The sequence below is a fragment of the Paenibacillus sp. FSL W8-0194 genome (assembly GCF_037969745.1).
In the GTDB taxonomy this organism is placed as follows: domain Bacteria; phylum Bacillota; class Bacilli; order Paenibacillales; family Paenibacillaceae; genus Paenibacillus_AQ; species Paenibacillus_AQ cookii.
In genome coordinates this window covers 2,768,632-2,782,517 of record NZ_CP150205.1, presented here as the reverse complement: position 1 = coordinate 2,782,517, position 13,886 = coordinate 2,768,632, and the positions used below count along the sequence as shown (strand labels likewise).

At 49.5% G+C, this 13,886-nt stretch carries 13 protein-coding genes and 1 pseudogene; 5 read left to right on the top strand and 9 right to left on the bottom strand.

Going from position 1 to position 13,886, the window contains the following annotated elements; genetic code table 11:
• Positions 1-14: 14 nt before the first annotated feature.
• A complete protein-coding gene (locus MKY58_RS12475) occupies positions 15-701 on the top strand; it encodes a DUF6273 domain-containing protein (RefSeq protein ID WP_339324800.1) in 687 nt (228 codons plus the stop codon).
• A gap of 52 nt (positions 702-753) precedes the next feature.
• Entirely contained in the window at positions 754-1,548 is a 795-nt protein-coding gene (locus tag MKY58_RS12470) for a chromosome condensation regulator (protein ID WP_339324799.1), read from the top strand.
• Positions 1,549-1,608: 60 nt separating this feature from the next.
• Here the strand turns inward: MKY58_RS12470 and MKY58_RS12465 are convergent, their stop codons facing one another.
• The 3 genes from MKY58_RS12465 to MKY58_RS12455 are packed head-to-tail and all read right to left on the bottom strand — an operon-like array spanning position 1,609 to position 2,795.
• A complete protein-coding gene (locus MKY58_RS12465; RefSeq protein WP_339324798.1) occupies positions 1,609-1,953 on the bottom strand; it encodes a hypothetical protein in 345 nt (114 codons plus the stop codon).
• A 6-nt stretch (positions 1,954-1,959) separates the two neighbouring features.
• Complete coding sequence (locus MKY58_RS12460) at positions 1,960-2,391, bottom strand: hypothetical protein (protein ID WP_339324797.1); 432 nt, start codon at positions 2,389-2,391, stop codon at positions 1,960-1,962.
• A gap of 38 nt (positions 2,392-2,429) precedes the next feature.
• Complete coding sequence (locus MKY58_RS12455) at positions 2,430-2,795, bottom strand: DUF2089 domain-containing protein (RefSeq protein ID WP_212952241.1); 366 nt, start codon at positions 2,793-2,795, stop codon at positions 2,430-2,432.
• Between the two features lie 382 nt (positions 2,796-3,177).
• Here MKY58_RS12455 and MKY58_RS12450 point away from each other — a divergent pair.
• Together MKY58_RS12450 and MKY58_RS12445 are read left to right on the top strand one after the other, a co-directional pair.
• Positions 3,178-3,708: pseudogene (locus tag MKY58_RS12450) on the top strand (DUF418 domain-containing protein); the annotation flags it as partial.
• Positions 3,709-4,015: 307 nt separating this feature from the next.
• Positions 4,016-4,810, top strand: coding sequence for an SDR family oxidoreductase (locus tag MKY58_RS12445; RefSeq protein WP_339324796.1), 795 nt, complete (start codon positions 4,016-4,018; stop codon positions 4,808-4,810).
• A gap of 178 nt (positions 4,811-4,988) precedes the next feature.
• Here the strand turns inward: MKY58_RS12445 and MKY58_RS12440 are convergent, their stop codons facing one another.
• The 5 genes from MKY58_RS12440 to MKY58_RS12420 all read right to left on the bottom strand — a co-directional run bounded on the left by MKY58_RS12440 (position 4,989) and on the right by MKY58_RS12420 (position 10,162).
• Positions 4,989-6,569 (bottom strand): DUF4179 domain-containing protein, encoded by a 1,581-nt coding sequence (locus MKY58_RS12440; protein WP_339324795.1) that lies wholly within the window; start codon positions 6,567-6,569, stop codon positions 4,989-4,991.
• Complete coding sequence (locus MKY58_RS12435) at positions 6,550-7,122, bottom strand: sigma-70 family RNA polymerase sigma factor (RefSeq protein ID WP_339324794.1); 573 nt, start codon at positions 7,120-7,122, stop codon at positions 6,550-6,552. Before MKY58_RS12435 ends, MKY58_RS12440 begins: the two co-directional genes overlap by 20 nt.
• Positions 7,123-7,338: 216 nt before the next feature.
• Positions 7,339-8,193 carry a copper amine oxidase N-terminal domain-containing protein gene (locus MKY58_RS12430; RefSeq protein ID WP_339324793.1) on the bottom strand — a complete coding sequence of 285 codons (855 nt, stop codon included), beginning with the start codon at positions 8,191-8,193 and terminating at the stop codon, positions 7,339-7,341.
• Between the two features lie 533 nt (positions 8,194-8,726).
• On the bottom strand, positions 8,727-8,903 hold the full coding sequence (locus tag MKY58_RS12425) for a hypothetical protein (RefSeq protein ID WP_339324792.1): 177 nt from the start codon (positions 8,901-8,903) through the stop codon (positions 8,727-8,729).
• A gap of 209 nt (positions 8,904-9,112) precedes the next feature.
• The gene (locus tag MKY58_RS12420) at positions 9,113-10,162 is read right to left on the bottom strand and encodes an NAD(P)-dependent alcohol dehydrogenase (RefSeq protein WP_339324791.1); all 1,050 of its coding nucleotides are present in this window, start codon (positions 10,160-10,162) and stop codon (positions 9,113-9,115) included.
• Between the two features lie 272 nt (positions 10,163-10,434).
• On the opposite strand from MKY58_RS12420, the gene MKY58_RS12415 reads away from it, so the two are divergent.
• Complete coding sequence (locus tag MKY58_RS12415; RefSeq protein WP_339324790.1) at positions 10,435-10,983, top strand: TetR/AcrR family transcriptional regulator; 549 nt, start codon at positions 10,435-10,437, stop codon at positions 10,981-10,983.
• Between the two features lie 126 nt (positions 10,984-11,109).
• On the opposite strand, the gene ppsA is transcribed toward MKY58_RS12415, so the two are convergent.
• Complete coding sequence (gene ppsA, locus MKY58_RS12410; RefSeq protein WP_339324789.1) at positions 11,110-13,704, bottom strand: phosphoenolpyruvate synthase; 2,595 nt, start codon at positions 13,702-13,704, stop codon at positions 11,110-11,112.
• Positions 13,705-13,886: the final 182 nt, after the last annotated feature.

Below are 13,886 nucleotides of genomic sequence, written 5' to 3'. Positions count from 1 at the left end.
CAAGGAGGTAACTTATGGAAAAGGATCTTTTTGCCTTAACCTGCGGGAACACAAAGCCCGGCGAATTCATTACGTTCGGCAAGTATCCACAGACCGCAGACGGTATAGAACAGGAGATTGTATGGCGCGTACTTCAAAATTCAGGAAACGAGCTGTTTGTTTTGAGCGAATCGATTTTGGACTGCAAGAGGTACCACGGCCAAAGCACGGAATTGAAGTGGCGGGATTGCACGGAAACGACGTGGCATGACTGCGATTTGCGCGAGTGGTTGAATCATGAATTCTATGATGCGGCGTTCCATGCGGCCGAAAAGCGGCTCATCAAGACGACTTATTGCACCGGTAACGGAGAAGGCTGCCCGGATACCGGGGACAAAGTCTTTTTGCTAAGCGTTGACGAGGTCAAAGTTTTAACCGAAATTCACGGCAAGGGTTTGCTGCGCGCCGTCGGAACCGGTTTTGCCAAGACGAAAAAGCCCGACGGATGCAGCTTATATGTGTATGATAAAACAAACAAAGATAACTATATCATGCAAGACGGCGAAGAACTCGGCTGCTCGTGGTGGTGGCTGCGAACGCAAGGCAACAAGCCGACGCGTGCGTGTTTTGTAGGAACAGGCGGCAGTATTCGCAGTTATGGGAACAACAGTATCGGCGGTTATGGGGTGCGTCCTGCTTTAAGGATCCATCTTTCATGGTAAAGATGATGTATGAAATGATATAAACCAAGTCTTCTTTTCTAGGAGGTTAAACATGGATAATCGTTCACCGAAAGAAACCGCGTTAACAGTGAAACGGTGGCCTAAAGCTCCCCTGGCGGCGGGTCGTCGCCACAGCGTCGGCCTCCGAGCGGACGGCACGGTGACGGCAGTCGGCGATAATAAGCATGGTCAATGTGAGGTGAAGGACTGGCGGGACATCGTAGCGGTCGCGGCGGGTAATGTTCATATGGCGACGAACACGGGCAATGCTCATACGATCGGGCTTCAATCGGACGGCATGGTGGTGGCCGCAGGTTGGAATAAGCATGGCCAATGCGAGGTAAGCGACTGGCGGGACATCGTAGCGGTTGCGGCAGGTTGGAGTCGTACCGTCGGACTTCAACAGGATGGCACGGTGGTGGCCGTGGGGCGGAATCTTGAGGGCCAATGCAACGTAAACGGCTGGCGTGATATCTTGGCAGTATCGGCGGGGGACTGGCATACGGTCGGGCTCGCCTCGAACGGCGCGGTGGAGACGGCTGGCAATAATCGGTACGGACAATGCAATGTAAGCAGCTGGCGCAATATCGTGGCGATTGCGGCGGGTAGTCATCACACCGTCGGCCTGAAAACGGACGGCACGGTCGCGGCCGTGGGTTGGAATAAGCATGGCCAATGCGAGGTGAGCGGCTGGCGCGATATCGTGGCGATCGCGGCAGGTTGTGCTCATACTCTTGGCCTGAAATCGGACGGCACGGTGGTGGCTGTAGGCGATAACGAATATGGCCAATGCGATGTAACCGATTGGCATAGCATCCAACGGCCAGGCCATTCGTTTTCAAGGTGATGAATCCATATGGACATGAGAGCCATGCGCCGATGTTCCCTCGCATGGCTTATACGGTCACTACAATTTAATAAATACTTTCGTGCCGTCCTTCGCTTGAACATCAACCAGGACCGTTCCTTTGCAACGTTGCAGCTCCTGGACGAGCTGCCTGATTGCTTCCTTCGTGTTTCGGTCTTCGAGAATCGACAGCAGCAGCTCCATCCCGAACCGGCTGCCGTCCGGATCAAAATCTTCCTTTTGACTTGGGTGCGCACCCGAATGCCCGCCGTTTTTGTTCAGCCATCCCTTCATTTTGCGCTGGACAAAATTGGAGGTCAGGATGCCGCTCCCCATGCGCAGCACGGTATATGGGACTGGAATCGTAAGAGAGCCCTCTTTGCTCTTCACCTTCACAATCATCATGACCCATCACTCAATTACTATGGAGACGGTATCCTTTTCACCGGAACGGACGTCCACGATTTGCCCGTCGAGCTCGTTCTCGATGGCATCGATCAAGAGATGGATATCGATATCCTTCACATATTTCGCGGCCTGCGGAATATTGGAAGCGATGCTGTGCCCCGCTCCAAGAAAAGCCTTCAGCAGTTTAATCGGCAAATTGATGCTGACATTATCGTTATCTTGGGTTGTTACCCGTATTTTTAACGTTTTGTCTAAATAAGCGCCGGATGAGGACGACGGTTGCTTTGCATAGTCGGCTTTCCCAAGCACCTGCATGCTTGGCGAAGTAAGGGGCATTTGCTTTTCTTTTAGCGCGCTAATCAACTCTGAAGCCTTGTCTGAATCAATTTTGCCTTCCTGCATCATGGACAGCACTTTGCTGATTTCTTCTTTCATCGTTTTTTCCTCCTGAACGTTTTTTGGGCGCGATAGGCTTATTCGTCCTTCAACATTTTGACGGCTTCATCGGCGGTAATTTCGCCATTTTCCAGCATGGAAATGACCTTCTTCTCATCGACTTCCGGCTTCTTCCGCGTATCGTATCCGAGGGCCGCAATGACATCATTAAGCTTGCCGCGGACCGTCGGGTAAGATATGCCGAGCTCTTTCTCCACTTCCTTGATGTTGCCCCTGTTCACTAGAAAAGTGATGACAAAATGGAGCTGTTCGGGTGAGAGTAGAGCCAGCTTCGACAATTCGAACTTGTTCTCGATCGTCGTCCGGCAATGCCCGCATTCCAGCTTGACGGCGTGCAGCGGATGGTCGCATACGGGACACTGTGTGATGATGGGATATTTCATACGCTACTCCTTTCTTTTTTTGAATTATAAACCAGTAAATTCCATTTGTAAATATAAGAAATCAATTTTATTAATCGCGATATTAATTTTGTTGATTTTACATGTTGCGATGATAAACATTTTAAAACCTTTGATTAAAAAAACAAAAAACGGCCGAATCATCGTCTACCTAGCATAGTAAATAAAAAAACACTAAAGCAATACATGCTTTAGCGTCATTATGGAACAACAGGCTCTCAGCGCTATTTCATCATATGAAATTTGTCATAAACATTTGATCGAAGAAAGAAAAGGAATGCCTTGCTTTTCCAGCACGGAAAAGTCTGCATGTTAAAGCGAACGATGTTCCCAATCGAGCTGCCCCTTCCTCATTTTTGCAATCGGCCCCATGATGCTCATCATCGGTAAGACGTTGGGCGCTTATGTCCTTCCGGGACTTAGCCGCTCCTTCGAGTCGTGGCTTGTCAGCGTTCAAGGTACCGCCGCCATGCCGGATCTGTATGCCATCTGGCCGCTTAACACCGAGCAGCCGATGTGGCACATGCTATTATGGACGACTCCGCATAGCGCGTCGACGTTCCAGACGTTGACCGGGCTCGGATATGCGCTTCTGGTAGTCGGAATCTTATTTTTCGTGCCGAAGATAACCACCGCCGTCTTGGTCCCTTTTGCCGGGGTCGGGCGCGTGGCGTTGACGATGTATGCGGTTCAGTTTGCCGTCATTTGGTTACTTACGTTATCAGGAATCAACCATAGTTTAGGGAAAGTTCCCTTCGGCGACCTGCTCGTTGCAAGCATGGCATTGATCATCGGCTGGCTCATTTCATTGCTGCCCCATGGTCCGCTCGAGTCATCCATGCGACGATTCGACCGATTGTTCAGCGCCTCCCGAACTGAACCCGCACCGAAGTAGGATCGACCATCCGCCGCCACGGGCTGCCTGTACCTGAGCCAAGTTTTGCTTCAAAATTCATAGGCTCCTGGATCGGAATGTTGACTGCCTGCATTCACACGCCCGTTCGAGGTTTGTTTGTCTTGCCCAATGGAACCTTTAGGTGTCTACGGCACTTCAAAGTGCCTACTTTTCATAATTATCCCTAGATCTCATAATAAATTTAACGGTTATTAACCACATTTTGGAGTATGATTCGGTTTGCGGTTGGTAAAGCTACTGCCAGCACAAATCGGCTTCTAAAACATAACATCCAGGAGGGATATGCATGGATTTGGAACTGAAAGGAAAAACGGCACTGGTTACCGGGTCTACGTCAGGAATCGGAAAAGCCATCGCCATGTCGTTGGCGGCAGAAGGCGCAACCGTGCTCATTAACGGACGTCGCGAGGAAAAGGTGAATCAGACCATAAAAGAAATTCAAGAACGGTATCCTGCAGCCGTCCTTCAATCCGCTGTCGCCGATCTAGGAACGGAGCAAGGATGCGAAGAGGTTATCGGAAAATACCCGGAAGTAGACATTCTTATTAACAACTTGGGCATTTTTGAGCCTGTAGAATATTTTGATATTCCTGATGAAGATTGGTTCAAACTGTTTGAAGTCAACATCATGAGCGGTGTCAGGCTGACTCGCCGGTACCTGAAGCAAATGATTCATAACAAGGAAGGCAGAGTCATCTTTATCGCCAGCGAGGCGGCGGTTATGCCCTCTCTGGAAATGGCTCACTATAGCGCGACCAAGACGATGCAGCTCTCGCTCTCCCGCAGCTTAGCCGAATTGACCAAAGGAACGAACGTGACCGTAAATACGGTGATGCCTGGTTCCACTTTAACGGAAGGCGTCGAAACCATGTTAAACAGCCTTTATCCTAACGAGAGTATGACCATGGACGAAGCCGAAAAGCGATTTATGAAAGAAAACCGGCCGACCTCCATTATCCAAAGGCTTATTCGACCGGAAGAAATTGCACATCTTGTCGCCTTTTTAAGCAGCCCGCTTTCTTCTGCAATCAATGGTTCCGCGTTGCGAATCGATGGCGGATTAGTGCGCAGCGTGTTTTAATCAACCACATGGAAGCCATATAAAAGCCCGATGCTTTCAACGCAATACGGCCGGTGGTTCCCGTAAGAAAAATCCTGCCGGACTACCGGCAGGACATCGGCCTAAATACATATTAGCAAAATAGCATATCTCTTTCGTGTCATGATCCGCAGATCTATCCGCCTCCACTTTATCGTGTTCATTTCCCCAGCATATTTTCCCAGGGAAGCTGCGTATCGTCCCACAAGTCCACACTCCAGTCGACATCCTTGAACACGCGGTTAACCACGGTGCGCGTAAGTGTCAGCCTGGAAGGCACATGATCCATTCCATCGATCCGAAACTCGGAATCATGGATGATTTTTTTATCCCCGTCCGGTGCCGAACCATGGCCGACGAAAACCGGGTATTCGCGCCCCTTTTCGTCGATGGCGATCCATTTTTCATTCATCTCCTGATTCACGTAGGTTCCGTTTGCCGTCAGAATCAACACTTGTCCCCCTTTGGAGTCGTATGATCCAAGTTTATACGCGGAAAACGCCAACTCATCGCCCGATCCATGAAATACAGCCGGTTTTGCAGACAGCTCGGCGGGCTTCATGCTGATGGATTCCTTCACGTGGACCGGCATATAAAAGCCATCCAATACGAAACGTATATTTTTGCTTTCGGGCGGCATGGCAAGAGGATGGATGATGTTTATAAACTCCTTGGTTCCCTCGTTATGGGCATCGGCTCGCTCGGATTGAATCAAAGGCTCGAAGACCCCCGGCTTGCCAAAATCGTAACGCCCCCTTTTCCCTTCCCCGTCAACCGTCTCCAAGTGATAGAAGATCTTCAAGTGTTCCGCACTGGCATCGCTCGACTGTCTTTTTAGCTTTTCGCCAAGAGATGCCGCATAATCCAACCGTATTCCGCTTGGTGTCCGGATGATTTTTTTGAAATCAAGCTCCAACCCGTCCGGGGACGTGTAATGCTTGTCAATTTGCTTTTCGGCAGAGAGCTGTTTGGCCTTCCGCGTATCGAGCTTGAATTGAAAATGCCAATTGACCTTCACCGGTTTTCTGTCGGGCATGGCCGCCGTGAACCGTTCGATTTCGCCGATTTCGCTCGTCACCATTACCACATCAGGCACGTGTCCCGTAAAGACATAGGCGTATTCTTCGATTCCCGGATAGGAGTTTAGGGTGACGGGCACGCGTTTTGCTACTTCGTTGCCTTCCAGGTCCGTGATTCGGAAATCGTCCGTTTCCCGCAAAGGAGACTGCAGCACGCTTCCATCCGGCGCGGTCTGCCGGGCGGAAATGACGATTCGCGAGCAGTCGATAAGAACATGCTCAATTTGAATGGCATAACCTTGGTCCTCGGCTTTGACTTCCGGTTTTACCAACAATCCAAGGGGTCTCGATCGTTCGTAATCGTTGTACCAAAACCAGTCTTTCATGCCGGGCGGTACCGTTTCTTCCGGAATCGTCGGTTTCGTCTTGTATGTTTTGAACACGCCTGAAACTTTGTCTCTTAGTTCCGGCTGCTGCCATAAAGTCAAAGCCGACCCGAACACGATGACTGCCGCCGCCGCTCCCCCCATCCATTTTAGTTTTCTCCATCTTCTTTTCGCCGAAGCATAAGCGTTCAGGTTCGGCAGCTTTTCCTTGTCGTTCACCATCTGGACGTTGTCCAAATTATCCAAAACCCGTTGCGTAAAATCGGCATCCATATGGAGATCGGAGAACAGGGCATCTTTCATCGTTTGGTCATCTTTATTGGAAAAAGGCTTCATGGGCCAATCCTCCTTTCTTTTCCATCTCTTTTTTCAGTCGTTTTTTTCCGCGATGCAGTGCATTCCGAACCTGGATGCTGCTTAAGCCGGTAATCTCCATGATCTCCTCATACGATAGTTCATTCGTGTATTTGAGGAGCAAAACGAGCCGGTAGGTATCGGGAAGAAGGTTCAGGTACCGGTATATGTCCCGCTGCATTTCTTTGCGGATGATGTGCTGTTCGGGCGTGGCCGCCGGATCGGACTCTTGGGCATGCCCATCCATTTCGGCGGGGATCGGGCGTCGTTTGCGCACATGATCTTTCATGACGTTAACGGCGATCGTATAGACCCAGGCGCTGAAACGGTTTCCTTCCTGATGCCGGGGCAAATACTTGTACACGCGTATGAACGTTTCCTGTGCCAAATCCTGCGCATCCTGATGGCTTGCCCCCATTCCCCGGAAGATTCCGTAAACGTTGTATTTGTACTTATCAACGAGCACGGAAAATAACTGCTTGTCATTAGCAATGATGCGGCGGATCAGCTCCGTCTCTTGCTGTGAATCCATCATGATTGTCCTCCTGACTTGTCATTCACCCTATAGACCTTATCTCGCTGCCAAACTTCTCACTTTCATCGCTTTTTTTGTTAAAGCTTATCAGAAAAAAAATCAGGGCATCGTCTTGGATCATGTGAGTTGAGTCCGTCCTCCGACAGGTTACGAACAAAAAAGCCGCATACCCAATGCGACTTTTTTGTGATTCCGTGTATTTTTTTCGTCCGCCGTTCAGCGTGAGATCACTTCAAGCACTTGGCCGCTGCCATCTTCAATCATGCGTATGTTTTGGTCATCGATGAGTTGAATGGTTCCGTCCGACTTGAAGCTATCGTGCTTCTCCTTTAACCCGTGGGCAACGGATTTTCGTATCAACCCTTGATTCTTAAATACCAACGTATACAGGTCATAATCTCCTGTCTTTCGATTCGTGTATTCAATGAATAAAACCTGCAAATGCTGGGGTGTCGATTCGAAGTTTAAGGTAAGTTCATGGGTGTTCACGTTAATGTCCTTCATGCCTAGCGGAATCAAATTCTTTTTTCCCGTATACAAATCAGTAAATTCGAGATTCCCGTTTGCTGCCTGAATCCTAAAGCTGTATCCCAACATGCTTCCATAAAAAGTGTCCGTATAATTGTTGAGTCCCGTCACGGTGACCTTTCCCGTCTTCGGGTCCCTGTCGGCCACTTCCCCGTCCAAAGCGGATGCCAGGAATCGAATCGGCACATAAAGGTGACTGATATACCATACAGGTTCTCTGCCCATATCCACTTCCCGGCCGTCAACTTCCGCAATCCTGCTCCCCACATGTACGACAATGCGTTTCTGATCCCTCTTCAGTACCGCCGTATTGTCATTTTCCATCCCCCACAGCAGACCTGATCCGCTGCCGAGCGAGAACAAACTTCCGTAAGTCACTCCGTCTTTATGAAGCGTCTGGATATGAGCAGCTTGACCGTCTTCCCATTGAGCTTCGAGCTCCACGTACTTGGATGCCGCCTCTGTTTCTTGAGCGCCCAACGGCAAAATCGCTGATGACATCAATAAAACGGCGATCGCAGTTTTCCACTTCTTGAGTTTCACGACCAATATCCCCCACTAATTGTAAATTAGATTACTACAATACTAACGTTTATTTCTTGGGAAAGTTGCTATCACCATGCAAATGCGCAGAAAGTGTATGGATTACCGTGTCTTCAACAGCCATGGCGGAACCGCGCAGCGCCCCATATTTCATTTCCCGCCGGCTGGTCTGACAGCAGCGCACAAATAGCTTCCACGCATTGGATACCGGCAAGGTCAGCACATGTCCCCACAGTACGGAAGAACGCGCAATCGGCATGGAATAACTTGACGGATTTTCTATTCATCATGCTGCAAATCGCAAATAGACGCGACAAAGCTGCCGATCGATCGTCGATTCGGCAGCTTTGGATTTTGGGCACATTTTTTATTCGAGTTTATTGTATTCTTCCTCTGTTACGGGTTCTAACCAATCGGTTTGCCCCGGCGTAAGTGCCAGGTGTTACAAAGTTGGGAGTTTTTACGCTCTTGTATGCTGCTTACAACGTTTTGCAATCCTGCTTGAGGAAAAAGGCTCCGGATATAAAAAGGAATTAGTACAGTCGCTCTTCGCCCGTCACTGGATTTTTAAATGCGGATCGAAAATCGCTGCCGTCGAGATCCTCGGATGCTTCGACGTCATTTGCTGCTTGCGTCTCTTTGAGGGAGTTGGTACTTGGGATCCGGTCCTCGGCCTCGGTTTGTTTTGAATTGGTTTTTTCCTGATCCATTTCAGTTGCCTCCTGGGTAAAATCCTTTTTCCTGTAGGATGCGACTGCGGCTTTATCCCTATACATTCTTAAATACGTTTTGCGCAGTGCGGGATGCCCCTTCTTTTGAACAGCACCCTAATCGCCCCTCGCTTTAACAAAAAAGAGCCGCTGATCTGCGACTCTTAAACGATGTTGCCGGACGGTCTGAAATAACATCCGGATTCTCCTTATTCTTTGCCCATCGTGCCGATGTCGATGACGAACCGATACCGGACATCCGAAGCAAGAACGCGTTCCCAGGCTACATCAATCTGATTGGCGGAGATCAGCTCGATTTCAGGCGTAATGCGGTGTTCGGCACAGAAATCAAGCATTTCCTGCGTTTCCCGGATGCCCCCGATGGCCGATCCGGCAAACGACCGGCGATGCGGGATAAGGGAAAACACTTGCACAGGCAATGCCTCCGGCGGAGCGCCGACGTTGACCAAGGTGCCGTCGACGGCCAGCAGCGAGAGGTAGGCATTTAAATCAATCTTTGCGCTCACCGTATTCACGATCAGATCGAATGTATTGGCCAGCGTCGTAAACGTCTCCGGGTCGCCGGTGGCATAATAATGGTCCGCGCCGAGCTTTAAACCGTCTTCTTTTTTCTTCAGCGTTTGAGATAAAACCGTTACCTCCGCCCCCATAGCATGGGCGAGCTTCACGGCCATGTGTCCAAGCCCGCCGAGTCCAACCACCGCGACCTTTTTGCCTGGAGCGGCGCCCCAATGGCGAAGCGGCGAATACGTCGTGATTCCGGCGCACAAAAGCGGTGCGGCGGCATCCAGCGCGATGCCGTCGGGAATGCGGACGACGAAATCTTCGGTTACGACGATGTGGGTGGAATAACCGCCTTGCGTGTATTGGCCGTATCTGTCGATCGCAGCGTAAGTCCCCGTATGGCCATGATGGCAATATTGCTCCTCTCCCTTGCGGCAGCTTTCGCATTCTCCGCAGGAATCCACCATGCAGCCCACTCCTACCCGGTCGCCAATCGAATACTTCGTAACGTTCGATCCAACCTGGGCGACAATGCCGGCGATCTCGTGTCCGGGTACGAGAGGATATTGAACCGGCCCCCAATCGCCGCGAGCGGTATGGATGTCGGAGTGGCAAATGCCCGCGTATTTGATCTCGATGAGAACATCATGCGGCTTAAGATCCCTGCGCTCGATTGTCGTTAATTCGAATGGACCTTCCGGACCGAAAACAGCACGTGCTTTAGCATGAATCATAGTATAGGACCTCCAGTTGATAAAAATTTAAAACGACGTATCCGACGATTCCTGACGATGGATATTTGCACATGATCCAAGTTGATGTTTTTTCTGTTCATCATCACGGATCGACAGGAACCAATAAGCGAAAGAAGTTGTTTAATCAACTCGTGTCTATTATTATAGAAAGAAGAAGACGAAGTTCAATGGTTAAAATAACGCGTTTTGTTCAAATATCAACATAATTACGAAAAGTGTCCATTATCTTGGAAAGTCAGGTGGGGATCACGATGGCAAAAGTCGACCGAAGAATTGTTAAAACGCAAGAATCCTTAAAAAAAGCCGTCATCGAACTGATGGCCGTCAAAAATTTCGACGACATTACCATTCAGGACATTGCCGACCAGGCCAATGTAAACCGCGGTACCATTTATCTGCATTATCAGGACAAATATGATTTGTTGGATAAAATCATGGAAACCCATATTAATGAATTAAAGGAGATGGATACATGGGCGTGCGAGTTGGAATGGACCGATGCCCTGGTTCCTTATTTCGAATATTTCGAGAAAAATTACTTGCTTTTTTCAACCATGTTAGCCAGCAAAGGGATGCCATCCTCTTTTAGAACCCGGCTTCTTGCTTCTTTTATGGAAGGGTTTAGAGGCGAGATCGACAAACAAAGCGGAAGAAATGCGGATTTAAACGAGGACGTGATGCTGCAGTATGCCGGAACGGCCTATGTCGGGGTCATTGAATGGTGGATCAAAAACGGGATGCCCTATCCCCCGAAAGTCATGGCCAAACAAGTCGGAACCTTGTTAGAAAGAAGCCTATAAATAAAAAAGAGCGCCTGGGTTATCTCCAGAACGCTCTGCAAGCTCTTACTTCGGCTCGTCCAGACCGGTCACGATTTGCTGTCGAAGCCGATGTGTTCCTACCAATACCATTTTATACGGACCCCATTACAATATTTCAACATACCCTTCCGTTCCATTGACGCGAATTCGCTGCCCGTCCTTGATCAGCCCGGTGGCATTCTCCATTCCGACAACGGCCGGCAAGCCATATTCGCGCGCGATCACGGCGCCGTGGGTCATCAGTCCGCCGACCTCGGTGACCAGACCTTTTATGGATACAAATAATGGCGTCCAGCTGGGGTCGGTAAAAGCGGTGACTAAGATATCGCCGTCTTCCAGATCGGCATCTTCCATGTTCCAAATGACGCGTGCGCGTCCCTCGATCACTCCGGAGGAAACGGCAAGGCCAGCTAACGCTCCATCCGGAAGATTTTTCCGGTTGTACTCCCCTCTGATGATTTCGCCATCCGACGTCATTACACGCGGTGGAGACAGTTTTTCATAAATTTGGTACTCTTCTTTCCGTTTGCTGATGATCCGGTCATCCAGCTTGTTTGTGCGCGCAACTTCGTGAAGCTCTTCGAAAGCGAGGTAGTAGATGTCTTCCTTTTCACGAATCACGCCCGCTTGTACGAGCCGTTCGGCTTCTTTCAGCAAAGCCTGCTTATAAACGAAGTAGCGATTCACCATGCCGTATTTGGGATATTCCCGGTAGCCGATGAAATTCCGGACGAGGTCGATCATCCGTTTCGTTTCTTTGGCTTTTCGTTCGCCGTCCGGCAGCTGCTTCAAGCGCTGGATCAACTCTTGTTCTTTGGCCAAAGCCTCCCGGCGCCCTTGCTCAAATTTGCGGCGGCTGGCGTTAGGCTCAAAGTTTTTGATGTTACCCAAAATCAACGGGACAAGCGTAATCAGTTTTTCGCTCCAACGGGTACGGGTCAAGTCGATTTCTCCGGCACAGCGCATGCCATATTTGTCGAGAAACCCTTGGATCGCGTGCCGGCTTTCCTGGCCGCCATCAAACTTCACCAGCTCATCCAGAAAGTTTTCATCCTTGGTCTGCTGCAAATAATCAATCACTTCCGGATAAGGGCGAATGACATCGGCGACATCCATCAGCGCCAGACCCATCTCCGAAGTAATATTGCCGGCTACCGATTGGGAAAGCGTGTCTGCCGCGTTTTTTTCGCCCAACCATGCGTTCATGTTGTCATTGATCCATGCCGAAGCATTCATCGCGGCCATAAACACAGCCGTACTTTGCGGGTCGAATAGAATCCGCCTTAATTCCTGGATATCTTCCAGAATGAAATCAAACAAATCCGCCCCCGATTTCCCTTGAATGTTTTGTTTTAACTCTTCGATCGAGGTTTCACTACGCTTTATCAAATCCGAAACGATTGCCGGATCGCTCTCGAATGCCGCTGGCATACCTGTATTTCCTCTGTCCGGAACCGGTGCTGTTGGATCATTGGGTAACAATTTTATAAAATCCCGCTCGATGATGGTCATGAGTGCGCCTTTGATGAGCGGATCGGATCCCACGGTATTCAATAAAGCTTCCCGTCCCGCAGAGGTAGCCAGCCGAGGTGCAACATCAACAAACAACCTGCCAGCGGCTGTACGCATAGGTGCGGGAGTGGTTAACAGGTAAAAAGACAATCCCAATGGTTTTATGGGGTCCGTCATCATTTGTTGATGGCCCACAGAGATGTAGACGTGGTTTTCTTGATCATTCTCTGCAGGAATCGGAAATAAAGTCGTAATGGGACGACTCTGAACAATATGGAAGGTATCCTGAGCCAAACACCATTCAATATCTTGCGGCTGGCCGAAATAAGCTTCGATTCGTCTCCCGATGCGTGCCAGTCGTAAAATTTGATCATCCGTAAGCGTTTGAGTCTTTTGGAGATCGGGATCGATCGGTTTGGTTTCCGTTCCGCCTTCTTTTCGGCCATAAATCGCCAATGTTTTGGTTGCGATCCTCTTGTCGGCGATTTCTCCTTCCCGTATCTTGTAATGATCGGCAGTTACTAAACCGGAGACCAACGCTTCTCCCAGGCCGTACCCGGCATCGATGGCAAGCAGTTTTCGGCTTCCGCTCATCGGATCGGCGGTAAATAAGATCCCCGAAGCCTGCGGGAAGACCATCTTTTGAACGATCACGGATAAATAAACTTGACGATGGTCGAATCCGTTTTGCATTCGGTACATGACCGCGCGATCCGTAAAAAGGGACGCCCAGCATTTGCGGATATGCTGCAGGATAGCGTCGACGCCGATGATGTTTAGGTAGGTGTCCTGCTGTCCCGCAAAAGAAGCATGCGGCAAATCCTCGGCGGTCGCGCTGGAACGCACGGCATAAGCGTGTTCCTCTCCAAACCGGGAGAGATAACGAACAACGGCATCCGCAACATCGGAAGGGATTTCTACATCCAATACGGTTTGTCTGATCTCCCTGCAGATTTCGCCCAGTTGTTCTCGATCCTCTGCGTTTAGCATGGTTAGTCGATGGAGCAACGCATGATACGTTTCGTTTGGTTCGATGGCTTTTTGATAGGCTTCGGTGGTCACGCAAAACCCTTCGGGAACTTGGATCCCTTCGATTTTTGATAATTCCCCTAAATGCAATCCTTTCCCGCCTACGAGCCCAAGCTGCGTTTGTTGCATTTCCTGAAAATCGAGAACCAACGATCTCATTCCACATCTCTCCTAACCATGAAATTAAAAAAAACATTTGACAAGGAATTTTCGGCATGCTACAATTAAAATGTAAGATGAGATACATACGCCATTTTATCAAATGTCAGTCGTGCTCTGATTATATCATCACGTCTGTTTATATGCAAATACAAAAGAACCTGATCCAACGATTCAGGTTC

What these genes read in the sequence shown, in the direction of transcription:
- MKY58_RS12440 (WP_339324795.1), bottom strand. Translation starts at nt 6,569, where the DNA reads ATGAAGCCTTTTTCCAATAAAGATGACCAAACGATGAAAGATGCCCTG.
- MKY58_RS12415 (WP_339324790.1), top strand. Translation starts at nt 10,435, where the DNA reads ATGGCAAAAGTCGACCGAAGAATTGTTAAAACGCAAGAATCCTTAAAA.
- MKY58_RS12470 (WP_339324799.1), top strand. Translation starts at nt 754, where the DNA reads ATGGATAATCGTTCACCGAAAGAAACCGCGTTAACAGTGAAACGGTGG.
- MKY58_RS12475 (WP_339324800.1), top strand. Translation starts at nt 15, where the DNA reads ATGGAAAAGGATCTTTTTGCCTTAACCTGCGGGAACACAAAGCCCGGC.
- MKY58_RS12445 (WP_339324796.1), top strand. Translation starts at nt 4,016, where the DNA reads ATGGATTTGGAACTGAAAGGAAAAACGGCACTGGTTACCGGGTCTACG.
- MKY58_RS12455 (WP_212952241.1), bottom strand. Translation starts at nt 2,795, where the DNA reads ATGAAATATCCCATCATCACACAGTGTCCCGTATGCGACCATCCGCTG.
- MKY58_RS12425 (WP_339324792.1), bottom strand. Translation starts at nt 8,903, where the DNA reads ATGGATCAGGAAAAAACCAATTCAAAACAAACCGAGGCCGAGGACCGG.
- MKY58_RS12420 (WP_339324791.1), bottom strand. Translation starts at nt 10,162, where the DNA reads ATGATTCATGCTAAAGCACGTGCTGTTTTCGGTCCGGAAGGTCCATTC.
- MKY58_RS12465 (WP_339324798.1), bottom strand. Translation starts at nt 1,953, where the DNA reads ATGATGATTGTGAAGGTGAAGAGCAAAGAGGGCTCTCTTACGATTCCA.
- MKY58_RS12460 (WP_339324797.1), bottom strand. Translation starts at nt 2,391, where the DNA reads ATGAAAGAAGAAATCAGCAAAGTGCTGTCCATGATGCAGGAAGGCAAA.
- MKY58_RS12435 (WP_339324794.1), bottom strand. Translation starts at nt 7,122, where the DNA reads ATGATGGATTCACAGCAAGAGACGGAGCTGATCCGCCGCATCATTGCT.
- ppsA (WP_339324789.1), bottom strand. Translation starts at nt 13,704, where the DNA reads ATGAGATCGTTGGTTCTCGATTTTCAGGAAATGCAACAAACGCAGCTT.